Origin of the sequence: Nocardia lijiangensis NBRC 108240 (assembly GCF_001613045.1) — a bacterium.
Taxonomy (GTDB): Bacteria; Actinomycetota; Actinomycetes; order Mycobacteriales; family Mycobacteriaceae; genus Nocardia; species Nocardia lijiangensis.
Map to the genome: position 1 here is coordinate 18,553 of NZ_BDBP01000022.1, position 22,145 is coordinate 40,697.

Sequence of the window (22,145 nt, forward strand, 5' to 3'; positions counted from 1 at the left end):
TTTCGCCCGCGCGCCACCCTCAGACGCCGACTTCGCGGGCCATGAGATCGTCGACCGTCTCGCGGCGGATGAGCGCCCTGGCGCGGCCGTCGCGCACCGCGATGACGGGCGGGCGGCAGACGCTGTTGTAGGTGTTGGCCAGGCTGTGGTGGTAGGCGCCCGTGCACGGCACCGCGAGGATCTCGCCGGGGCGCAGGTCGGAAGGGAGCCGGACGTCCACGGCGAGGACGTCGCCCGCCTCGCAGTGCCGGCCCGCGATGGTCGCGGTCATGTGCGGCCCGCACGGGTGGCGGTTGGCGAGCACCACGTCGTAGCGGGCGCCGTACAGCGCGACGCGCGGGTTGTCGCTCATGCCGCCGTCGACGGTGACGTAGGTGTGCCCGCCCTCGATGTGCTTGACCGAGAGCACCCGGTAGAGCGTCACACCGGCGCGCGCCACGATCGCGCGACCCGGTTCCAGCGCGACCCGCGGCCGCGGGAAGTGGTGCCGGGCGCAGCCCACGTCGAGGGCGTCGTCGAGGATCTCGGCCAGTTCGGTCAGGTTCATCTCGGCGTCGCCGCCGCGGTACGCGACGGCGTGCCCGCCGCCGAGGTCGAGTTCGGTGAGGATGCGTCCGTGGTCCTGGCGCACGCGCGCCATTTCGCCGATCATCCTGCGGACCGCCTCCCCGTAGTAGTCGGGGTTGTAGATCTGCGAGCCGAGGTGGCAGTGGAAGCCGACCAGCTCCAGGTTCGATCTGCGCATGATGCGATCGACCGCCTCGGCGGCCAGGTCGCTGCCGAGCGGGAAGCCGAACTTCTGGTCGGTGACGCCGGTCTTCACCGCGGGATGCCCGTGCACATCGATGCCGGGGGACAGCCGCACCAGCACCCGCTGGCGCGTCGTCGCCAAGGCGGAGAGCATGGTGATCTCGGTGAGCGAGTCGACCACGATCCGGCCGACACCGCAGCGCACCGCGGCCCGCAGTTCGTCGGAGGATTTGCCGTTGCCGTGCAGGATGATTCGCGCCGGATCCACCCCGGCGGACAGTGCGATGGCCAGCTCGCCCGCCGAGCACACGTCCACTGACAGTCCCTCCTGGGTGACCCACTCGGCGACCGCGCGGATCATCAGCGCCTTACCCGCGTAGATGATCTCCGCCTCGGGAAACGCCCGTCGGTACGCGCGGCAGCGCGACCTGACCTCCTGTTCGTCCAGCACGTACGTGGCCGTGCCGTACTGGTCGGCGAGGTCGGCGAGTGCTACTCCGCCGACCGTGATCCGACCGTCGCCGTCGTAATGCGTGTCCCGTGGCCACACCGCCGGATCGAGCCGCGAGGGCATCCCCGACCGCAGCGACGGGAAGATTTCGAGCAGCGTCACAGTGTTCTCCTGGGTGCGCCCCCGCTTTCTCCACACTGCGGGGCCGATGCCAGGACTACCCCTCCCCGAACACCGTGGACATGTCCCTAACACGTCCTTGACGCCCACCTCACCGTTCCTGACAACCCACTGACACCCACCCCGGCCCGGCGTTATCCCAGCTCACACCCCCTCCACGCGCACCACACAGGCGGTAGCGCTGTGCGGCGTTCAAACGCTTTGTGGTGCCGGTTTCGGGTGGGATGACGCATCCACAGGTCGCAGCGCTGCGCGGCGTCGACTCGCTCTTTGGTGGACTCGCCCCTCAACCACGCGCGGTCCTCGCAGAGATTTCGTACGCCTCGCAGAGGTTGTGGCCCCTGCGAGGCGTCTTAATGGTCTGCGAGGACCCCGCTTCGGGGGCGTGAGCGCAGGGCATTTGTGCACTTCGCAGGGGTAGTACGCGTGTGCGGGCGTCGATGCCGTCTGTGGTCAGCTGCCGAGTTTGCGGTAGAACGCACCGGCGATGGGGGCGGTGAGGGCTCGTGGGCCGTATTGGCCCGCGACGCTCATGCCCTTGGAGATCAGGCCGGGGACGACGCGCATCTTGTTGCGGGCGAGGGCGTCGACGGAGATCTTCGCGGTGTACTCCGAGGAGACCCACATGAAGTCCGGGACCACACGGTCCACGATCGAGGCGTCGGCCGGGTCGGGCAGTTCGGTGCGAACCGGCCCCGGGGCCAGCAGCGTGACGTGCACGCCCGAATTCTTCAGCTCACCGCGCAGCGATTCGCAGAAGGTGTTGGCGAACGCCTTGCTCGCGGCGTAGGTCGCGTTGTTCGGGATCGGCATGTTGCCCGCGGCCGAGCCGCTGATCAGGATGCCACCGCTGCCGCGCGCGATCATGCCGGGCAGCACCGCGAGGGTGAGATCGTGCACGGCGACGGCGTTGAGCTCCATCTGGGCGCGCTCGTACTCCGGGTCCAGCTCGGCGACCGGCCCGAACGTCGCGATGCCCGCGTTGTTGCACAGGATCGAGATGTTGCGCGCGGACAACTCCTCGACCAGCGGCCCGCGCTGCGCGCGATCGGACAGGTCGACCGCGCGCACCTCGGCGGTGATGCCGTGCGCCAGGGTGAGGCGCTGCGCGAGCTCGTTCAGCAGGTCGCCACGCCGGGCGACCAGGATCAGCGAATAGCCGCGTCCGGCCAGTTCGGCGGCCAGCGCGGTGCCGATACCGGAGGAGGCTCCGGTGACGACGGCGCGGTTCTCGGAGGTGGGGGAGGGCAGGCTCACCTGAGCGATGCTAGCGAGGCGGTCACAGGCGCGCGGCCAGCCGGGTGCCCTGATCGATCGCGCGCTTGGCGTCGAGTTCGGCGGCCAGCTCGGCGCCGCCGATCAGGTGCGGGGTGATGCCCACCGCCCGCAGCGGCTCGGCCAGCTCGCGCACCGACTCCTGGCCCGCGCAGACCACCACGTTGTCCACCGGAATCAGTTGCGGGCGTTCGCGTTTCTCACCGAAGCTGATGTGCAGGCCGTGGTCGTCGATGCGCTCGTAGTTCACCCCGCCGATCTGCTCGACGCCCTTGGCCTTGAGCGCCGCGCGGTGCACCCAGCCGGAGGTCTTGCCGAGGTCCTTGCCGAACGCCGACGTCTTGCGTTGCAGCAGCACGACATCGCGGGCCGCGGGCGAGGGCCTGGGCGTGGCGAGCTGGCCCGGCGCCTGCTCGTCGTCGGCGTCGACGCCCCACTCCTCTTTCCACTCGTCCAGCTTGAGCGCGGGATGACCCTCCACGGTGAGGAACTCGCTCACGTCGTAGCCGATGCCGCCCGCGCCGATCACCGCGACGCGCTTGCCCACCGGCTTCTCCTCGCGCACCAGTTCGGCGTAGGAGAGCACCATCGGGTGGTCGATGCCCGGAATGTTGGGGATGCGCGGCCGCACGCCGGTGGCCAGCACCACCTCGTCGTAGTTGCCCGAGATGAGCTCCTCGGCAGTGACCCGCTTGTTCAGGTGCAGGTGCACGCCGCGGACCTCGATCATCCGGCGGTAGTACCGGATGGACTCGTCGAACTCTTCCTTGCCGGGAATCCGTCGGGCGATGTCGAATTGGCCGCCGATCTTGTCGTCGGACTCGAAAAGGTCGACGCGGTGGCCGCGTTCGGCGAGGCTCACCGCCGCGGAGAGTCCGGCAGGCCCCGCGCCGACCACGGCGATGCGCTTGCTGCGTCGCGTCGGCAGCAGCTTCAGCTCGGTCTCGTGCCCGGCGCGCGGGTTGAGCAGGCAGGACACCGTCTTGTGCTGGAAGGCGTGGTCCAGGCAGGCCTGGTTGCAGGCGATACAGGTGTTGATCTCGTCGACGCGGTTCTGCGCGGCCTTGTTCACCCATTCCGGGTCGGTGAGGAACGGGCGCGCCAGCGAAACCAGTTGTGCGTCACCGCGAGTCAGGATCTCCTCGGCGATCTCCGGCATGTTGATGCGGTTCGAGGCGCAGACCGGGATGCTCACCTGCGCGGTGATCTTCGCGGTGAATTCGACGAACGCCGCCCTCGGGACCGAGGTGACGATGGTCGGCACCCGCGCCTCGTGCCAGCCGATGTCGGTGTTGATGATCGTGACACCGGCGCGCTCCAATTCCTTGGCGAGCGCGACGATCTCGTCGAAGGTCTGGCCCTTCTCCACCAGCTCGGCCATGGACAGCCGGAACACGATGATGAAGTCCGGTCCGACCGCGGCACGGACCCGGCGCACGATCTCGAGCGGCAGCCTGCGCCGGTTCTCGGCCGAGCCGCCCCACTTGTCGGTGCGCTTGTTGGTGCGCGGCGCGAGGAACTGGTTGATGAAATAGCCTTCACCGCCCATGATCTCGCAGCCGTCGTACCCGGCGAACTGGGCCAGCTTCGCGCAGCGCGCGTAGTCCGCGATGGTCTGCTCGATGCCGCGGGCGGAGAGGGCACGGGGCCGGAAAGGGTTGATGGGCGCCTTGATCGAGGACGCGGAGACGCTGGCGGGCCAATAGGAATAGCGGCCCGCGTGCAGGATCTGGATGGCGATCTTGCCGCCCTCGTCGTGCACCGCCTTGGTGATCCTGCGGTGCCGGTAGGCCTCGGTCTTGTTGGTCAGCTTGGCGCCGAAGGGCAGCAGCCAGCCGGTGCGGTTGGGCGCGTAGCCGCCCGTGATGATCAGCCCGACCCCGCCGCGGGCACGCTCGGCAAAGTAGGCGGCCAGTTTGTTGGTGTCCCAGGCGCGGTCTTCCAGGCCGGTGTGCATCGACCCCATGACCACGCGGTTGCGCAGTGTGGTGAAGCCGAGGTCCAGCGGCTCGACGAGGTGGGGGAAGGAGGTCATTGGTGACGCTCGCCTTTCTCCATCAGGCCGGATGCGGGGCTGACGCATCCGGTCGCAGTGCTTGCAGTACTTCTTCGCACCATTCGACGAACCCGGACTCGACGCGGATGCCGCCGCGCAGGACCAGGTACTGGTGCAGTGCCGTGCCGGAGAGCTGATCCGGCGCGGCGAAGTCTTTCTTCTCGATGAGCCGGTAGACCTCGAGGCGCTGTGCGTGCTGGTCGCGGTGCCGGACGACCTCCGCGCGCAGCGCGTCCAGGTCGCCGTAGGCCGCGCCGCGGATCTTGACCCCGAGTTCGCCGCGGGGCAGGTCGGTATTGGAGGGCTCGGCGATCCAGCGGGCCAGCTCGGCACGGCCCGCCTCGTTCACCGAGTAGACCTTCTTGTCCGGCTTGCCCTCCTGCACCACCGATTCGCTGTCCAGCCAACCGGATTCCTCCATGCGCTTGAGCACACGGTAGATCTGCTGATGCGTCGCGCTCCAGAAGTAGCCGATGGACTTGTCGAACCGGCGCGCCAGCTCGTAGCCCGAACCGGCCCGCTCGGTCAGCGATACCAACAACGCGTGCTCGAGAGCCATGCCGCCACGGTACTTGGTACAGCCGGTACTATGCAACTGGGTGCATACCGCTGCATTCCCTCGGACCCGCGTCGGCTTTCGGCCGACTTTCTCCGGTGGGCCGGGTTACGCTGCGCCCATGACCGAGGTGGACGCGCGCGGCACGATCGGGGACGCCGCCGGGCGCGGGCAGATGATGGCCTGGGGGTTGTGGGACTGGGGTTCCTCGGCGTTCCACGCCGTGATCCTCACGTTCGTGTTCTCGGTGTATCTCACCGACAGCGTCGGCGACGATCTGCCCGGTGGCATCTCGGCCAGTGCCTGGCTGGGCTGGGCGCTCGGGATCGCCGGACTCGTCGTCGCGCTGACGGCGCCGATCAGCGGGCAGTGGTTCGACGCGGCCGCGAAACGCAAACGCTCCCTTGGCGTATTGACCGCGCTGACGGTCCTTGCCATGGCCGCGATGTTCTTCGTGCACGACGACTACCACGACCTGTGGCTCGGACTGACGCTGCTGGCCTTCGCTTCCGCCGCCTTCGAGCTGGCCAACGTGCCGTACAACGCGATGCTGCGCCAGGTCTCCACGCCGGAGACCGTCGGCCGGGTCTCCGGATTCGGTTGGGCGATGGGGTATTTCGGCGGCATCTTTCTGCTGCTGATCTGCTACTTCGGCTTCATCTCCGGCGAGGGGGACAACCGGGGACTGCTCGGCATACCGACCGACGACGGGCTCAACATCCGGTTGGTCGCCGTCCTCGCGGCGGTGTGGTTCGCCGGATTCGCGCTGCCGGTGCTGTTCGCGGTGCCGGAACTGCCGCGCACCGCCGCCGATCCCGGCGCGGCGAGCGCGGGGTTCTTCGGTTCCTACCGGGTGCTGTGGCGTGATCTGCGCGAGCTGTGGGAGGCCGACCGGCGCACCGTCTGGTTCCTGTTGGCCAGCGCGGTCTTTCGGGACGGACTGGCGGGCGTCTTCACCTTCGGCGCGGTGCTCGCGGTGCGCGTCTACGGCATCGATGATTCCGATGTGCTGCTGTTCGGCGTCGCCGCGAACGTGGTCGCCGCGCTGGGGGCGATCGTCGCGGGCCGATTCGACGACAGGGTGGGACCGAAGGCGGTGATCGTGGCGTCGCTGGCCGCGATGCTGGTCTGCGGGCTTGCGCTGCTTGTGGTGTCGGGACCGCTCATGTTCTGGGTGTTCGGACTGCTGCTGACCATCTTCGTCGGGCCCGCTCAGGCCTCGGCGCGATCGTTCCTCGCCCGGTTGGCGCCACCGGGACGGGAAGGCCAGCTGTTCGGCCTCTACACCACCACGGGCCGGGCCGTATCCTTCCTCGCCCCTATGCTTTTCGGCCTGTTCGTCTGGGCGTTCGACGCCGACCGCGCCGGGATCGTCGGACTGCTCGTCGTCCTTGCTGCGGGCCTGGCGGTGCTGCTCCCGGTGCGCTCACCCGACGTCGCTCGCGCTGAGTGATCCGGCCTCCCATGCCGCTGTGGATCGAGAACAAGGGCGGGTAGGTCGCCGACCGGTGAGTTGGCGCTGAGCCTGGCGGGCCTGCCGGTTCCGGCTTCGTCGGTGAGGGCGGCCGACCAGGTGACGACGCGGTCCGGTACTACCGATCCTTGGGCGGCCACCAGTTGTCCATGCCGAGGGCGATCAGGCGAATCTTCTGCACCGTGTGGTCGATGATGGCCTGCTGATCGCGGTCCGCGGCAGCGACGTGGGCGGCGATTCCGTCGGCGACGGTGCCGACGAGCAGGTCTGCGGCGATCTCCAGATCGCGCGGGCTCCAGTCGTCCAGCGCGCGTATCCGGGACAGATCGGCGACCAGCTCACGCACGATGAGCTGGAGTTCCAGCGCGATCGCCTTGCGCAACGCCGCCGAGCCGCCGTGGCGTTCCCGGGTGAGGAAACCGAACAGCGCGCGTTTGGTCTCCACCTGATCGAAGACGAACCGCACCGTGTCGGCCACGCTGGCATCGGGGTTGCGCCGGACCTCGCGCAGCGCCAGCCGCAGCGCGGTCACGCCTTGGTCGACGAGGGTGGCGCCGAGATCGTCGAGCGAGGCGAAGTGGCGGTAGAAGGCGGTCGGCACGATCCCGGCCGAGCGTGCGATCTCACGCAGGCTCAATGCGGCGAAACCGCGGTCGGCCGCGAGTTCGAGCGTGCCGTCGACCAAGGCCTGCCGCGTGCGCTCCTTGCGCTCGATTCGGGTAGCTGCCTGCTCGCTCATCAAGGTGAGCATACATCCGTTCACCATTCGCCAGTCCCAGAGGTGTAGTTCGGGTCACATGAATTGCCGGTTGACACTGGACCCTGTCCATCGGTCACACTGGATGAGTGTACAGGCGTGCACTGAAATTTGATCGAGTGACAGTCGGCACGCCACAGCCCTGATCGACCGACAAGCAGAGGCACGGAGAACCGAATGGTGGATCTCATCGACCTGGTGCAGACCCTCACTACGCCCCATCCACTCGACCGGTACCTGGAACTCGTGCGCCCCACGCTGACCGTCCGGCAGATGCGCGCCGAGATCACCCACGTGCGCCGATCGGTGCCCGGCTCGGTGACGCTCACCCTGCGCCCCACCCGGCGCTGGCGCGGCCACGCCGCGGGCCAGTACGTCCAGATCGGCGTGGTGATCGACGGCGTCCGGCACACCCGGTGCTATTCGCCGGTGAATCCGGAGCGCAGGCGCGACCGGCACATCCAGCTCACCGTCAAGGCGCATCCGGGCGGCCTGGTGTCGCAGTACCTGCACGAGAAGGCGGTGCCGGGCATGGTGGTGGACCTGAGCCCCGCCGCCGGAGTGTTCCGGTTGCCCGAGATTCGTCCCGATCGGGTGCTGCTGATCAGCGGCGGCAGCGGCATCACGCCGGTGCTGTCGATGATGCGGACCCTCGCCGACGAGGGTTATCCCGGTGAGCTGACCTTCCTGCACTACGCCCGGTCGCCCGATGCGGTGCCGCACCGCGCCGAACTGGAGGCCATCGCCGAGCGGAATCCGCATTTCCGCATCGAGATGCGCTATCCGGAACAGGGCGGCGGCCCGTTCGGCTACGACGAGCTCGAGCGCGTCGCGCCCTGGTTCGCGGACGCGCAGACCTATGTATGTGGCCCGCCGCCGCTGATGGACGCGGTGCGCAAGGTGTACGAGGCCGAACAGCTGGCCGACCGGCTGCACTCCGAGGAGTTCACGCTCTCGGTTGCCCCCGTCGACGCGGACGAGGCCTACGGCGCGACCACCTTCTCGGCCAGCGGGGTCAGCGCCGAGAACACCGGCGCCAGCCTGCTGGAACAGGCCGAGGCCGCGGGCCTGACTCCGGAGTACGGCTGCCGCATGGGTATCTGCTTCTCCTGCACCGCCGTTCGCCGCTCGGGATGTACCCGCAACCTGCGTACCGGCGAAACCGGCAGCGATCCCGACCAGCCCATCCAGCTCTGCGTCAGCGCCGCGGTGGGCGACGTAGACATCGAAATCTAGACAGACACAAGGGGACCGACAATGACCATTCTGACCGAAACCAAGGACGGACCGCTGGTCCTGACCCCCGACCAGGTCGAGGAACTCGGCAAGGCGCTCGATGAACTGCGCGACCGCGTCGTCGCCGATCTCGGCGAACGCGACCGCGAGTACATCTACTCGATCATCAAGGCGCAGCGCGGTTTCGAGATCGCCGGCCGCGGCCTGATGTACCTCGGCTTCCTGCCGCCGGTGTGGCTTGCCGCGGTGGCCGCGCTGAGCGTGTCGAAGATCCTGGACAACATGGAGATCGGCCACAACGTCATGCACGGCCAGTACGACTGGATGCGTGAGCCCGGCCTGAATTCCCGTGAGTTCGAGTGGGATACGGTCTGCCCGGCGGACCAGTGGAAGCACTCGCACAACTACATGCACCACACCTACACCAATATCCACGGCATGGACCGCGACATCGGGTACGGCATCCTGCGCATCGACGAGGGCCAGAAATGGAACCCCTACTACCTGGGCAACCCGCTGTGGGCGTTCCTGCTGATGGTGTTCTTCGAGTGGGGCGTGATGATGCACGACGCCGAGGCCGAGAACATCGTGCAAGGCAAGCGCAAGTGGTCGGATCTCGAGCCGCTGCTGAAGGGCTGGTGGCGCAAGGCGGGCAGGCAGGCGCTCAAGGACTACGTGGTGTTCCCCGCGCTGACCGGTCCGCTGTTCGTCAGCACGCTGGCCGGGAACGTGGCGGCCAACCTGGTGCGCAACGTCTGGGCCTACTCGATCATCTTCTGTGGCCACTTCCCTTCCGGCGTACAGACGTTCACCGAAGAGGAGACCGCCGAGGAGACCCGCGGCGAGTGGTACGTCCGGCAGATGCTCGGCTCGGCGAACATCAGCGGCAGCAAGCTGTTCCACATCATGAGCGGCAACCTGTCGCATCAGATCGAACATCACCTGTTCCCCGACATCCCCGCGAACCGCTATCCGGAGATGGCTTCGGAGGTGCGGGCTTTGTGCGAGAAGTATGGATTGCCGTACCACACCGGGCCGTTGAGCAAGCAGATCGGCGATGTGTGGATGAAGATTTTCAAGCTGGCGCTGCCGCCGCGCTTCACGAAGAAGCCGTCATCTCCCGGTGTTATCGTGATGCGTCAGCGGAAGGCGACCGAAGTGGGCGTGTGAATGATCGGGAAATTCGAAAGCAACAAGGATTTGATTCAAGAATTGACGGCCTCCGGTGCCAAGCACGTCGGAAATATTGCGACGATCATCACCGGAACCGTCCAGGAGGTCACTCGGGAGATCGGTGAGTGGATCACCGATGCGATCGAGATGAACGAAGCGGCCGCGGCGGCCCGCAAGGATGCCGCGACCCAGGCGGAGACGCTGCCGGACGAGGTCCCCGACGAGACCGAGCCCGCGACCCCCGCGGACTCCGCCTACGTCGAGGCCGAGGTCGTCGATTCCGACCTCGACGACCGCCGCTGATCACCACACCGGCAGCCTGCGCCGGTGCTCGGTGACGTCGGTGATCAGGTCCTGATAGCCGTCGGCCAGCTCGGCGAGCCGCGTCCACTGCAGGTGGGCTTCCCCGTCCACCCGTGGTGTCTGCGTCGCCGGGCTGGCCTTGCCCAAAGCCTGTTGTGCCGCAATCCATTTCGCCGCCATGCGATCGATGACAGCGCCGAGCGTCTCGGTGTGCAACGAGGCGCCGGAGCGGTGCGCGATATTGGTCGCCACCCAGTCGTCGATGCGTCCGACCAGCTCGGCGCGGCGCACGTCGATGTCGTCCACCAGCTGACTGCACGCCGCGACGCGGCCGCTGGTGGCATCCGGCGCGTGCCCTGCGGCCAGCGCGTGGTGCCTGCGCTCGTGGCATTCGACCAGCTCGCGTGCCGCGGCGAGCACTCGATGCTTTCGGCGATTCGGGTCGTCGGCTTCGCGAAACGCGCGCAACAGCGCCGATCGCGGTGGCAGCTCGCCGGCTCCGGTACGGCTCCCGGCGTATTCGGTAGGCATGATGCACGCCCCTGCGGTAACGATCCGATCGTGGATACGCCAGGGCCGAGGGGGATTTCGGGGAGGGGCACCCCTCGGCTCCGGCGCAGACCCGAGCCCCGGACGCCCCCCCACACAGTCCACCAGCACGGCAAAGAAACCGGGAAATCCGCGACGATGCGATGAGGAAGACGGCCCGAGAAAATCGGGACACTTTCAGGAAAGCGCGATATTCGAATCGGCGCAACCGTGTGCTGTGAAAATCCATGCACCAGTCGGAAATCGTTATCGTCCGTTACGGTGCGGTCACCCGAAATCTACCTTTGCCCAAGATGAACTGAGCGATTGGCGCATCTCCAGTTATCATTCCGGCGCGGCGGCTGCGCACCCCGGTTCGATGGACTAGCCTCGGTGTTCGTGCCCGCCTATGTGTCATCACCGGAGTTGACATTCGGCTTCATGTTCGCATTGGAAGATCCCGAGCGAATTGCTGAAGTCGTGCGCAACCTCATCGTCCGCAAGACGGTCTCGGTGTTCCGGCTCGCACGGCTGTCCGACGACGACGGCCCGCCGGAGCGCTACGTGGTGAACTGGGCCGTGATCCCGCAGATCTCCATCACCACCAGCGCGCCCGATCCCGAGGAGCTGCGCGTCAACCGGATCATGCTGGTCAACGCGTTTCTCGGCGAGGAAGGCGAGGTCAGCCTGTACTCCGCCCAGGGGGAAGCGCCGAGCTAGCCCTCCTCGCCCGAGCCGCTACGGCATGCTGCGCAGGCGCGGCCTCACAGACGTTCTGCACGCCTCGCAAAGGCTGTGACCTCTGCGAGGCGTGCACGAGGTGTGCGAGGAACTACACCGTCGCGGCCACCGCGGGAGCCGGCGCGTCCAGGCGACCCGAGCGGGTGAGGCCGTACAGCCCCGCGGCGGAGGCGGCGCCGATGGCGATCAGTGCGGCCCAGGCCAGGGAGCTCAGTCCGGCGGAGCGCGCCGCGTCGAGGACGGTTCCGGTGCCGAGGTTGCCGAGCAGAATGCCGGTGCCGACGATGGTGTTGTAGAGGCCGTAGTGGGTGGCGACCAGGCGGTCGCCGCAGAGCGCGACCACGGTGTCCATTTCGAACGGGAAGACCGCGGCCGCACCGACTCCCAGCACTGCGGCGGTGAGCAGGAGCGCGCCGACCGCGGTGGGGACGCCGAGTGCGTTGCCGGGGACCAGCAGCAGCGGGACGAACGCCGCCGCCAGGATCGCCATGCCGGACACCAGGCTGCGCGGCCTGCCCCAGCGGGCGGCGAACCAGCGGGTGATGCGCAGCTGCCCGGCGATCGCGATCACGCCCGAGACCACGAACACCGCCGTCATCAGCGCGGTGGCCGATCCGTCTCCGACGATGCGGGCGGCCTGCATGGGCAGCGCCAGGTACACCTGGAACGAGAGCACGTAGCAGCCGATCATCGCCGCGGAGAACAGCAGGAACGGGCGGTTGGCCAGCACCACTCGCCAATCGTCCAGCACCGAGGCGGTTTTCGGCTCGGCGCGGTGCTGCGGCAGCGCGCGCAGCTGGGCGATGGTGAGCAGGCCGAACACCGCGGCCGCGCCCGCGGCGGTGGCGCGGAAGTCGAAGGCCATCAGCGCCAGTCCGAGGACCGGGCCGAAAAGGACGCCCGCCTGATAGAAGATGTTGAACACCGCGAACGCCTCGACCCGTCGCTCGCCGGAGTCGACGGCCAGATACGCACGCACCGCGGGATTGAACAGCGCGCCCGCGAAACCGGTTGCGGCCGACGCGATCAGCAGCGCGGGCAGCGAGTCCGCGAAGGCCAGCAGTACGAAACCACCGGTGCGCAGCAGACATCCGGCCACGATCAGCGGCTTGTACCCCAGCCGGTCGGCCAGGGTGCCGCCGACGAGGAACATGCCCTGCTGGGAGAAGTTCCTGATGCCGAGCACCAGTCCGATCGCCCACGCGGCGAGGCCGAGCGGGCCCGCCATATAACCGGCCAGATAGGGCATGAGCATGAAGAAGCCGGTGTTGATGGCGAACTGGTTGACCATCAGCACCCGGCTCGGTCTGCCGAAACTGCGATAGGTCGCGTAGACGTCCTTCATCGCGCGACCCCCGGAGCGGTGGTGCCGGGCCGGTGCAGCTTCGGGTCGAGCACGGTCGTGCATCGGGTCCACGAGTCGACCACCTCGGCGTACGGGTGGGCGATCGTGGCGGGTTCGACCGGTGGTTCGATGCCGAGTAATCCGTGCTCGCGGCAGTACGCGTCGCTGTAGACGGTGTCGAAGTAGCGCAGCGGCCCGTCCGGGAAGACGGCGGCGATGCGTGCCTCCCGTTCACCCGTGCGTGCCAGCCACCCCGCGACCAGCGCGACGGCGCCGACGCTCCACCCGCCGCTGGCGTGATGGGTGGCGGCCAGTGTGCGGCAGGCCCACACCGCCTCGGCGGGTGCGACCCAGTGGATCTCGTCGAACGCCGGATAGTCGACGTTGTCGGGATGGATGCTCGAACCGAGGCCGCGCATCAGCCGCGGTCCGGCGGGCTGGCCGAAAATGGTGGACGCGACGGTGTCCACGCCGACGAGGCGCAGGTGCGGGAAATAGCGGCGCAGCGCGCGAGCGACGCCCGAGGAGTGCCCGCCGGTGCCGACCGAGCAGACCAGCACGTCGATTCGGCCGAGCTGCGCGACGAGCTCCATGGCCAGCGATTCGTATGCGGCGCGGTTGTCGGGATTGCGGTACTGGTCGGGGCACCAGGCGCGCGGGTCGTCGGCGAGCAGTTCGGCGACGCGGTCGCGACGGGCCTGCTGCCAGCCTCCGGTGGGATGCGGTTCGGTCACCGACTCCACGCGGGCGCCGTAGGCAGCCAGCATGTGGTGCATGAGCGGCTCCAAGCCAGGATCGGTGACCAAGGTGACCGGGTGGCGGTGCACCATCCCGGCCAAGGCGAGGCCCAAGCCGAGGGTGCCGCTGGTGGATTCGACGATCGGCGCGCCGGGCGTGAGCTCACCGCGGGCGGCGGCGCGTTCGACCATGTGCAGAGCGGGCCGGTCCTTCATGCCGCCCGGATTGGCGCCCTCCAATTTGGCCCAGAATCCGCGGCCCGTCGGCGCGAGCGGTTCGGTGATCCAGAGGACCGGGGTGTTGCCGACCATGGTGGCCGGGCGAGGGCAGCGGCCCGCGGTGGTGAGCAGGCTTGCCGGGCTGGGCAGTGGTTCCGAAGTCGCTTCGAGCAGAGCGGGATTCAGCACGGCATCGTGCCGCAGTGCAGCAGTCATGGGGAATCATCGATTCTGTGCGGTCGCTGAGTCAGCGAGGGTGTGGTGCGGGAACGCACGAACACCGGCCGGGCCTCGGCAGGCCACGACCTGACGCTGACCGATCAGTTCCGATCGATGCCGAATCGAGTGAGCAGATCCCGGCCGCGACGGACCGGAAGGGCGGCGACGGGCGGCGCCCGCGGACCGAGGCCGAGCCCGGCGGCCAACGGGAGCACGAGCGACAGCGCGATCCCGACGAGCAGCAGTTCCTGCAGCGATGGACCGGAGCGCGGCAGGGTCGCGATCACCGCGTCGGCGGACAGATGCCGGTCCGGCTCGGCGGCATGCTGGTGCAGATCGGCGGCGGCCCACGGCACCACCTGCAACGCGCCGCCAGGACCCGCGGATTCGATGTGTGTGTGAATGCCGGTGGCCGGGGTGACCAGGTGACATTCCGGGAGCGCCATGGCGAGCGCCCACGCGGCGAAGACGCAGGCGATCACCGCCCGCATACCGGGCCCCCGTATCGCTCCGAACGTCACGTCTGCCGATAGTACAAGCCCGGACAGCGGATCCGGTCTCACCGCCGTCAGCGTGTGGAAGAGGTCGCGCATGTCCGGCGAATCAGCGCCGGTGGGTGGTCGCCGGCGTGGTCGTGGATCCCGCGTCGGCGTGTTGTTGTCGATCGTCGACGATCGATCGCCGCCGAGTCAGCGGGGTGCGGTGGTCGGGCGGACCAGGCAGGCGACGCCGTCTTCTTTGCCGTCCTGGCGGTCCAGTTGCGTCGAGTAGCCGGGGTCTTGCCGGCGCAGCGGTGCTCTGCCCGCGGCCCAGGCGTCCTCGCAGGTGCGGAAAGCCGACGACGAGGTGGTGGTCGCCGCGGCCACCGGACCGGACGACGAGTGGCGTCGCTTCTTGTTCGAGCCGCAGCCGGTGATCGAGGCCGCCAGCACCGCGATGAGCAGCAGGCTCACGACGAACACGATGGGACGAGAGTTACGCATTATCGGATTCCCCCCAAACACAACGGTTTTCGATCCAAGCGCCAGTCAGTATTGCGGCCGCGTCGGACCTTCGCAACATTGCGGGCCGGGCTGGACGGTCTTTTTGTTGGCGTGTCGGTACCGCATCGTGGCCTTACCGACCGAAGGGTGCAGGACAATTATGAGATACCTCACAGGGGCACTGTGAAATCCAAGCCCGGGAGGGCTGTGTATTCGAAGCCCGAAAGGAGCGTCGATCATGGAAATGGAACCCGAGAAGCCGGTGGTTGCGGTGAATCCGGTTCGCGTCCGAGGGGACTTCGATCCCAGTCTGTCGCGGTGGATGTGGCTGGTGAAGTGGCTCTTGGCCATCCCGCACTACGTCGTGCTGTTCTTCCTGCACATCGCGTACTTCGTGGTTTCGGTGATTGCATTCTTTGCGATCTTGTTCACCGGAAAGTATCCGCGCGGGTTGTTCGACTTCAATGTCGGTGTCATGCGCTGGAATTGGCGGGTCAGCTTCTATGCGCTGACCGTGCTCGGCACCGACAAGTATCCGCCGTTCCATTTGCGGCCGGACGAGGATTATCCGGCCGATCTCGAGGTCGACTATCCCGAGACCCTGCACCGCGGACTGGTTTTGATCAAATGGTGGTTGCTGGCCATTCCGCACTATCTGATCATCGGCGCGCTGATGAGCGGCGCGATCGGCAACGCGATGCACGACGACGGCTCTCAGGTCTGGGTTCTGGTGGTGACCTGGCCGGTGCTCTACCTGCTGCTTGCGGTGGCGCTGATCGCGCTGCTGGTCACCGCGGTCTACCCGAAGGGGCTGTACGACTTCGTCGTCGGCATCAATCGGTGGGCGATCCGGGTGCAGGCCTACGCCTCGCTGATGCGTGACGAGTACCCGCCGTTCCGGCTCGACCAAGGGTCGCGCGAGCCGTAACCCCCGATCGAACCGACTACCGCGAATCCGCCCGCCGACTCGTCAGCGGGCGGATTCGTATATCCGGCGGACCACATCTTCGATTCCGGGCTCCTCGATGGACAGATCTCGCACCTCGGCCCGGTCCGACACCGCCGCGAGCAGCTGTGCGGCGGTGATGGATTCGGCGTCGAAGGCCAGTCGCTGACGCATACCGTCTGCCTCGCTGGTGAGCAGTTCCGCACCCGGCGGCAGTTCGCGCAGGTCCGGGGTCGGCTCGGCGAGATCCACCACGAGCACCCGGCGCGCGCCCACCGTCGCGCCGAGCCCGAAGAGCGAACCGTCGTAGACCAGGCTGCCGTGGTCGACGACGAGCACACGGTCGCAAAGCCTTTCGATATCGCCCATGTCGTGGGTGGTGAGCAGCAGCGTGGTGCCGCGGTCGACCCGCTCCGCCCGCAGGAACTCCCGCAGCCGCTGCTTGGACAGCACGTCCAGGCCGATGGTCGGTTCGTCCAGGATCACCAGCTCGGGGGAGTGCAGCAGCGCCGCGGCGACCTCGGCGCGCATCCGTTGCCCCAGTGAGAGCTGGCGCACCGGCGTGTCCAGGGTCTCGGCCATCTCCAGCTGCTCGACCAGCTCGTAGGTGCGCTTGCGGGTGATGTCGGGTTCCAGCCGGTGGATGGCGGCCAGGATCGTGAACGATTCGCGCAGCGGCAGATCCCACCACAGCTGGGACCGCTGCCCGAACACCACCCCGATGCGGCCTGCCAGTTCGCGCCGCTGCCGGACCGGGTCCAGGCCGCAGGTGCGCACCCGCCCCGAGGAGGGAACCAGAATGCCGGTGAGCATTTTGATGGTGGTGGATTTCCCCGCCCCGTTCGCCCCGATGTAGCCGACCGCCGCTCCGCGTTCGATTCGGAAAGTCATCCTGTCGACCGCGGTGAGAGTGTCGCGCTGCCGGCGCCATCGGCGGCCGTTCCTTCGATACAGCGTGAATTGCCTTGTCAGGTTCTCGATATCGATGATCGCGTCAGATAAGTCGCTGTCCGCCACGCTTATCCGCCACCTCCCTGGTAGTGCCTGGTCCCGAGCCGCCATAAACCGAGTGCCAGCAGCCATATCCACAGCGTCGCCAGCGGAGTCAGCCAGACCAGCCAGGACGGCAGCAACGGCGGGCTGGGCAACCCGAGCAGGGCGATGGTGGGCAGGTACGCCGTGAACGCGACCGGGATGGCGAATCCGAACAACAGTTTCAGCGGCACCGGAAATACCGAGGCAGGCTGCATCGCGGCGAACGACCCGCCGTAGGTGAAACTGTTGGTGAGCTCGGAGCCGTCGATCAGGAAGAACTGCAACCCGGCCGCGCAGACGAAGATCCCGCCGAACAGGAGAATACCGCACCCGAGGGTCATCGCCAGGAGTCCGAATGCGGCCGCATCCCAATCGATGTCGTTCTGTAGCAACCCGATAACCAGCACCACGATGGCGACCGCGGCGCGGGCGAATCGGCGCAGCGAGACGTCGCCGGTGATCAGTTGCAGCAGCAGCGGTTGCGGGCGCAGGTGGTAGGCGTCGAGGGTGCCCATCCTGATCAGCGTCGGCAGCGTGTCCAGATGCCCGACCAGCACCTGGGCCAGCGCGAACGTGGTGTTGCTCAGCCCGAACAGCAGCAGCGCCCCGTGCATGTCCAGGCCGCCGAGGACACGCACGTTGTGGAAGATGACCCACACCTCGGCGAATTCGACGACACCGATGAGGAACGCGCTGAACACCTCGCTGGCGAAGGACAATCGGTATGCGCGCTGGGCCCGGATGCGCGAGCGCAACACCGCGGCATACGGCGTGAACCAGCTCCCCGAGGGCGCGAAGACGAGCGGCTCAGCCACCCTGCACCTCCAGCCTGCGGCGCCCGGCCGCCAGCATCAGCCGTCCGATCGTGGCGATCGCGAGCACCCAGAAGAGCTGGATGCCAACGACGCTCACGGCCTCCATGCCGAGGATTCGCCCCGAGAGCACGTCGACCGGCGCTTGCAGGATGGAAGGGAACGGGGTCGCGTTCGCGAGCGTGCGCAGCCAGTTCGGGAACATGTGCACCGGCACGAAGAGACCGGCGAGGAAGGTGCCGCAGATCTGGTACAGCACCCGGATGCCGCGGGTCTCCACCACCCAGAAGCCGATCAACCCGATGGCGAACAGCAGGAGAAACGACAGGCTGATGGATAGCAGCATCGAAATCGCGCCGAGCACATAGGGTCCCGGCGTGCTGGGCAGCGCCAGCCCGACGGTCAGGAAACCGAACAGTACGCTCGGCACGAAGCGCGGCCCCAGGGTGCACGTCGCGCGCCCGAGATCTGCTGCGAGATAGCCGAGCTGGATGTCGACGGGGCGCAGGAAGTCGATCGCGACGTCGCCGTTCTTGACCCGGTCCACCAATTCCAGTGGCGGGCCCATGAATTGCATGGCGCCGAGCAGCCCCTGCGTGAGCCAGACGTAGGCGCCGACGGTGCCTTCGTCGTATCCGCCGAAATCGCCCGCGCTGCGCACGGCGGCGAGCATGACCGCGGCGCGCACCAACCCGAACACGCAGTTGGTGAACAGACCCGCGAGCATTGCCAGCTTGTACTGCGACTGACGCCGGAACCCGGCCACCGCGAGCCGCCAATACAGTGTCGCCTCGCGTCGCGCCTGGGTTGCTGCGGCCAGCCGTTCCTCCCCTCCCGCACTCCAGCGCACAAGGAGTCAACTTTACTGCCCGGCCGCGGACGCGCGGTAGGTTCACGCGCGATTTTTGAGAAAGTGCTACGGACCTGTCGCTTCAGTGTTAGAAACACAGTCACTTCAGATTTTTGGAGTGCTCGCGCACGACAGGAAGGATCGTCGATGACTGTCGCCGAGTCGACCGTTTTCGAGGCACTCGAATCGAATGTTCGCGGGTACTGCCGATCCTGGCCGACGGTGTTCGACACCGCCAGCGGCGCCTGGCTGCACGACGAGCACGGTCGCGACTACCTGGACTTCTTCGCGGGCGCGGGCGCGCTGAACTACGGCCACAACAATCCGGTCCTCAAGCGCGCGTTGATCGACTATCTCGTGGGGGACGGCATCACCCACGGCCTGGACATGTCGACCGTGGCCAAGCGCAAACTCCTGGAAACCCTGCGCGACACCGTGCTCGCTCCGCGCGGCCTGGACTACAAGATGCAGTTTCCCGGCCCGACGGGTGCGAACGCCGTGGAGGCCGCGCTCAAACTGGCCCGCAAGGTCACCGGCAGGCAGGCGGTGCTGAACTTCACCAACGCCTTCCACGGCATGTCGCTCGGCGCGCTGTCGGTGACTGGCAATGCCGCCAAGCGGGCCGGCGCGGGGGTGCCGCTGGTGCACGTCACGCCGATGCCCTACGACGGTTACCTGGGCGCGGGCGACGAGCTGCACTGGATGCGGCGCGCATTGGACGATCCCTCCTCGGGATTGGACAAGCCCGCCGCGGTGATCGTGGAGACGGTGCAGGGGGAGGGCGGCGTGAACGTCGCTCGGGTGCAGTGGCTGCGCGAACTGGCCGACCTCTGCCGGACTCGCGGCATCCTGCTGATCGTCGACGACGTGCAGATGGGCTGCGGGCGGACCGGTCCGTTCTTCTCCTTCGAGGTCGCCGGGATCACCCCCGACATCGTGACGCTGTCCAAGTCGATCGGCGGCTACGGATTGCCCATGGCGCTGGTGCTTTTCAAGCCGGAGCTGGACCAGTGGGCGCCCGGTGAGCACAACGGCACCTTCCGCGGCAACAACCCGGCCTTCGTCACGGCCGAGGTCGCGTTGCGCCACTACTGGTCCGACGACGCGCTCGAGCGCGCCACCCTCGCGAAGGGCGAGCGGATCGAAGAAGCTCTCGCGCGGGTGGCTGCGGCGTTTCCCGGCGTCTCGACCCGCGGACGCGGTCTCGTGCACGGCATCGTCTTCGAGGATCCGTCACTGGCAGGCAAGGTCTGCCAGGTGGCCTTCGATCGCGGACTGCTCGTGGAGACCTCCGGCTCCGTGGACGAGGTGGTCAAGCTACTGCCGCCGCTTACGATCACCGACGACGAACTCGACCGGGGCCTGGATCTGCTCACTGCCGCTGTCGACACCGTCTGCGGCTGACGCGAAATCAACGAGATAGACCAGGTCGACGTCGTTCGGGAAGGCAGCGACGAACTCGTCCACGGCCGTAGAACACCGCGCGCCCGCCTCCGGTGATTCGCGTGCGGCTCCGTTATTCGGTTGGCCGGCGCCCCGCGGCGGTCAGTAGGGTGGGCCGGTGATTCGCACAGCTGCGTTGGCTCATGTCCGGGATCGGCGTCTGCTGCAGGCGCGATCCGTCGGCAAGGACGTCTTCTACATGGCGGGCGGCAAGATCGACGCGGGGGAGACGCCGGTTGCGGCACTGCACCGCGAAGTCAGGGAGGAACTCGGCGTCGGCGTCGCCTCCTGCGCCGAACTCGGCGTCTTCCAGGCCGAGGCGTACGGCCACGCGCCCGGCACCCGGCTGCACATGACCTGCTTCACCGCCGAACTCGACGGCGACCCGCACCCCAGCGGCGAGATCGCCGAACTCCGCTACTTCACGGTGCGCGAGTACGCCGCCATGGACCACGTCGCCCCCGGCTCCATGCTCGTCTTCCGCAAGCTGCACGAACTGGGCCTCGTCGACTGGTGAACTCCGCCGGATTGCCCGGTGGTACAGCGTGTTTCGATCGGCGGCGGCGCCCAGGCGGGAGGAGGTCCGAGCCGCCGGGCATCGCCATGTCTGGAACCGGACGTGCCGGGTGTTTCCGGGGACTTCGATGCTGCACAGGTGTCAAACCTGCTGCCGACCACGGGCGGCGTCTTGGGAATTCCGGAGGTCGTGCTGGCGGCGTACCGCAATGCCGAGCTGGCGCTGGCGTCCGCGCTGCCCGGATGCGGGTTGTCGTGGCATCTGCTTGCCGGGATCGGCCGGATCGAGTCCCATCACGCGGGCAGCGGTCGCACCGACGCGGCGGGGACGACGGTGACGCCGATCTTCGGTCCTGCGCTGGACGGGACCCTGCCGGGCAACGAGATCATCCACGCCGCCGACGGCGGATATGTGCGCGCGATGGGACCGATGCAGTTCCTGCCGAGCACCTGGAGCGCGTACGCCGCGGACGGCAACGGTGACGGAGTCGCCGACCCGCACAACGTCTTCGACGCGTCGGTGGCCGCCGGAAAGTACCTGTGCTCGGGTGGGCCGGACTTGCGGGATTCGGCGCAGGAGTTGCGAGCGGTGCTGCGGTACAACAACTCCCTGGCCTATGCGCGCGACGTGCTGAGCTGGTCGGTGGCGTATCGCACCGGCGGCGCTCCGGCTCACGTCGAGATCGGTCCGGAGCTGATTCCGCCGGGGTCGGCGCCCATGAGCCGGCCCGGACCGGAGCTGTCCGCTCTCGATACAGCGCTGCCGTCGACCGCTTCCCCGGTGGAACCACCGCCGGTCGCCGCCCCTCCGACTCCGACGCAGGTGATGATCACCATCCCGGGTTTGCCGCCGATTCCGTGCGGGATTTTCTGCCCGCCGCCGCAAGACATTCCGTGCGAGGCGACGATTCCGGCTCCGATGCCGCGACCCGTCGAACCCGGGCAGCGCCCGATCGCGCCGAGCCGGTCCTACGGCGCGGACGAGCAGAATGCACCCGAAGTCGCTGCCGTGCAGCCGGATCCGGCCTGCGAGGTCCCTCGTCCACAGGATGGCGGGCCGCGGCCGTATGAAGAGCCGAAAGCCGAAGCGCCGATGGTGAATTCCGAGGCAGCGCCCGAGCACGCACCGGCTCCCGAGACCGCGCCGGAGCCGGGCGTCGAGCCGGAACCCGCTGTGCCGGAACCCCCGGCCCGGCCCGCCCCGCCCCGCATCACCCTCCCGTTCGGCATCGTCATCCCGCTGCCCGCCCCGCCGCAGGGCTGAGCATGCGAATCCACGCGATCCTCAACTACTTCGGCAAATGCCCGGACTGCGGCTACCCGGCCGAGGCATCGGCCGTCGAGCGGCACCTGATCGACGGCACGGTGTGCGTGGAGATCGTGGCGAGCTGCGGCCTGCCCTGCGGGTGGTCGGGCTCGGCGCCGCTCACGACAATGACCGTGCGCTGACCGGTCGAAGGCCCCTAGGGTGGGTGGCGCAGTCGACGACAGGGGATCTCCATGTTGGAAGTCGCACATCTGGTGCGCCGATTCGGGGACAAGGTCGCCGTGAACGACGTG

At 67.9% G+C, this 22,145-nt stretch carries 23 protein-coding genes; 10 read left to right on the forward strand and 13 right to left on the reverse strand.

The window, feature by feature from the left end; all coding sequences use genetic code 11:
* Positions 1–19 precede the first annotated feature (19 nt).
* The 4 genes from lysA to NL1_RS09060 form a co-directional block, all read right to left on the reverse strand.
* On the reverse strand, positions 20–1,363 hold the full coding sequence (gene lysA, locus NL1_RS09045) for a diaminopimelate decarboxylase (RefSeq protein ID WP_067836396.1): 1,344 nt from the start codon (positions 1,361–1,363) through the stop codon (positions 20–22).
* Between the two features lie 471 nt (positions 1,364–1,834).
* Positions 1,835–2,638, reverse strand: a complete 804-nt coding sequence (gene cmrA / locus NL1_RS09050) for a mycolate reductase (protein ID WP_067836398.1) — start codon at positions 2,636–2,638, stop codon at positions 1,835–1,837.
* Between the two features lie 22 nt (positions 2,639–2,660).
* On the reverse strand, positions 2,661–4,691 hold the full coding sequence (locus NL1_RS09055) for an NADPH-dependent 2,4-dienoyl-CoA reductase (RefSeq protein ID WP_067836401.1): 2,031 nt from the start codon (positions 4,689–4,691) through the stop codon (positions 2,661–2,663).
* A 22-nt stretch (positions 4,692–4,713) separates the two neighbouring features.
* Positions 4,714–5,271 (reverse strand): PadR family transcriptional regulator, encoded by a 558-nt coding sequence (locus NL1_RS09060; RefSeq protein ID WP_067836404.1) that lies wholly within the window; start codon positions 5,269–5,271, stop codon positions 4,714–4,716.
* Between the two features lie 118 nt (positions 5,272–5,389).
* On the opposite strand from NL1_RS09060, the gene NL1_RS09065 reads away from it, so the two are divergent.
* The gene (locus NL1_RS09065) at positions 5,390–6,721 is read left to right on the forward strand and encodes an MFS transporter (protein WP_067836407.1); all 1,332 of its coding nucleotides are present in this window, start codon (positions 5,390–5,392) and stop codon (positions 6,719–6,721) included.
* Positions 6,722–6,860: 139 nt separating this feature from the next.
* Here NL1_RS09065 and NL1_RS09070 read toward each other — a convergent pair whose 3' ends face one another.
* Complete coding sequence (locus NL1_RS09070) at positions 6,861–7,481, reverse strand: TetR family transcriptional regulator (RefSeq protein WP_245673153.1); 621 nt, start codon at positions 7,479–7,481, stop codon at positions 6,861–6,863.
* A 195-nt stretch (positions 7,482–7,676) separates the two neighbouring features.
* On the opposite strand from NL1_RS09070, the gene NL1_RS09075 reads away from it, so the two are divergent.
* The 3 genes from NL1_RS09075 to NL1_RS09085 are packed head-to-tail and all read left to right on the forward strand — an operon-like array spanning position 7,677 to position 10,211.
* Entirely contained in the window at positions 7,677–8,735 is a 1,059-nt protein-coding gene (locus NL1_RS09075) for a ferredoxin reductase (RefSeq protein ID WP_067836412.1), read from the forward strand.
* A gap of 21 nt (positions 8,736–8,756) precedes the next feature.
* A complete protein-coding gene (locus tag NL1_RS09080; RefSeq protein ID WP_067836415.1) occupies positions 8,757–9,905 on the forward strand; it encodes a fatty acid desaturase family protein in 1,149 nt (382 codons plus the stop codon).
* 42 nt (positions 9,906–9,947) lie between these two features.
* The gene (locus tag NL1_RS09085; RefSeq protein ID WP_373862539.1) at positions 9,948–10,211 is read left to right on the forward strand and encodes a hypothetical protein; all 264 of its coding nucleotides are present in this window, start codon (positions 9,948–9,950) and stop codon (positions 10,209–10,211) included.
* Here the strand turns inward: NL1_RS09085 and NL1_RS09090 are convergent, their stop codons facing one another.
* Positions 10,212–10,742, reverse strand: a complete 531-nt coding sequence (locus tag NL1_RS09090) for a DUF4254 domain-containing protein (protein ID WP_067836421.1) — start codon at positions 10,740–10,742, stop codon at positions 10,212–10,214.
* A 438-nt stretch (positions 10,743–11,180) separates the two neighbouring features.
* On the opposite strand from NL1_RS09090, the gene NL1_RS09095 reads away from it, so the two are divergent.
* A complete protein-coding gene (locus NL1_RS09095; protein WP_245673154.1) occupies positions 11,181–11,459 on the forward strand; it encodes a hypothetical protein in 279 nt (92 codons plus the stop codon).
* A gap of 112 nt (positions 11,460–11,571) precedes the next feature.
* Here NL1_RS09095 and NL1_RS09100 read toward each other — a convergent pair whose 3' ends face one another.
* The 4 genes from NL1_RS09100 to NL1_RS09115 all read right to left on the reverse strand — a co-directional run bounded on the left by NL1_RS09100 (position 11,572) and on the right by NL1_RS09115 (position 14,983).
* Positions 11,572–12,825, reverse strand: coding sequence for an MFS transporter (locus NL1_RS09100; RefSeq protein ID WP_067836423.1), 1,254 nt, complete (start codon positions 12,823–12,825; stop codon positions 11,572–11,574).
* The gene (locus NL1_RS09105; RefSeq protein WP_067836457.1) at positions 12,822–13,967 is read right to left on the reverse strand and encodes a PLP-dependent cysteine synthase family protein; all 1,146 of its coding nucleotides are present in this window, start codon (positions 13,965–13,967) and stop codon (positions 12,822–12,824) included. Before NL1_RS09105 ends, NL1_RS09100 begins: the two co-directional genes overlap by 4 nt.
* Positions 13,968–14,101: 134 nt before the next feature.
* Positions 14,102–14,521: a putative copper homeostasis (lipo)protein LpqS gene (gene lpqS, locus NL1_RS09110; RefSeq protein ID WP_156094759.1), complete on the reverse strand. Its 420-nt coding sequence runs from the start codon at positions 14,519–14,521 to the stop codon at positions 14,102–14,104.
* Between the two features lie 168 nt (positions 14,522–14,689).
* The gene (locus NL1_RS09115; RefSeq protein ID WP_084510417.1) at positions 14,690–14,983 is read right to left on the reverse strand and encodes an excalibur calcium-binding domain-containing protein; all 294 of its coding nucleotides are present in this window, start codon (positions 14,981–14,983) and stop codon (positions 14,690–14,692) included.
* Positions 14,984–15,221: 238 nt separating this feature from the next.
* Between NL1_RS09115 and NL1_RS09120 the strand changes: the two genes are divergently transcribed.
* Positions 15,222–15,911, forward strand: a complete 690-nt coding sequence (locus NL1_RS09120; RefSeq protein WP_245673155.1) for a DUF4389 domain-containing protein — start codon at positions 15,222–15,224, stop codon at positions 15,909–15,911.
* Positions 15,912–15,953: 42 nt separating this feature from the next.
* Here NL1_RS09120 and NL1_RS09125 read toward each other — a convergent pair whose 3' ends face one another.
* From NL1_RS09125 to NL1_RS09135, 3 genes are all read right to left on the reverse strand, one after another.
* On the reverse strand, positions 15,954–16,820 hold the full coding sequence (locus tag NL1_RS09125; protein ID WP_245673156.1) for an ABC transporter ATP-binding protein: 867 nt from the start codon (positions 16,818–16,820) through the stop codon (positions 15,954–15,956).
* A 128-nt stretch (positions 16,821–16,948) separates the two neighbouring features.
* Positions 16,949–17,779, reverse strand: a complete 831-nt coding sequence (locus NL1_RS09130) for an ABC transporter permease (RefSeq protein ID WP_067836434.1) — start codon at positions 17,777–17,779, stop codon at positions 16,949–16,951.
* On the reverse strand, positions 17,772–18,626 hold the full coding sequence (locus NL1_RS09135) for an ABC transporter permease (RefSeq protein WP_245673157.1): 855 nt from the start codon (positions 18,624–18,626) through the stop codon (positions 17,772–17,774). Before NL1_RS09135 ends, NL1_RS09130 begins: the two co-directional genes overlap by 8 nt.
* 147 nt (positions 18,627–18,773) lie before the next feature.
* Here NL1_RS09135 and ectB point away from each other — a divergent pair, with 147 nt between their 5' ends.
* The 4 genes from ectB (at position 18,774) to NL1_RS09155 (ending at position 22,034) form a co-directional block, all read left to right on the forward strand.
* Positions 18,774–20,030 (forward strand): diaminobutyrate--2-oxoglutarate transaminase, encoded by a 1,257-nt coding sequence (gene ectB, locus NL1_RS09140; RefSeq protein ID WP_067836437.1) that lies wholly within the window; start codon positions 18,774–18,776, stop codon positions 20,028–20,030.
* Between the two features lie 157 nt (positions 20,031–20,187).
* Entirely contained in the window at positions 20,188–20,586 is a 399-nt protein-coding gene (locus NL1_RS09145; RefSeq protein ID WP_067836441.1) for an NUDIX hydrolase, read from the forward strand.
* Between the two features lie 138 nt (positions 20,587–20,724).
* Positions 20,725–21,849: a lytic murein transglycosylase gene (locus NL1_RS36325; protein WP_245673158.1), complete on the forward strand. Its 1,125-nt coding sequence runs from the start codon at positions 20,725–20,727 to the stop codon at positions 21,847–21,849.
* A gap of 2 nt (positions 21,850–21,851) precedes the next feature.
* Positions 21,852–22,034 (forward strand): hypothetical protein, encoded by a 183-nt coding sequence (locus NL1_RS09155; RefSeq protein ID WP_067836444.1) that lies wholly within the window; start codon positions 21,852–21,854, stop codon positions 22,032–22,034.
* Positions 22,035–22,145 lie beyond the last annotated feature (111 nt).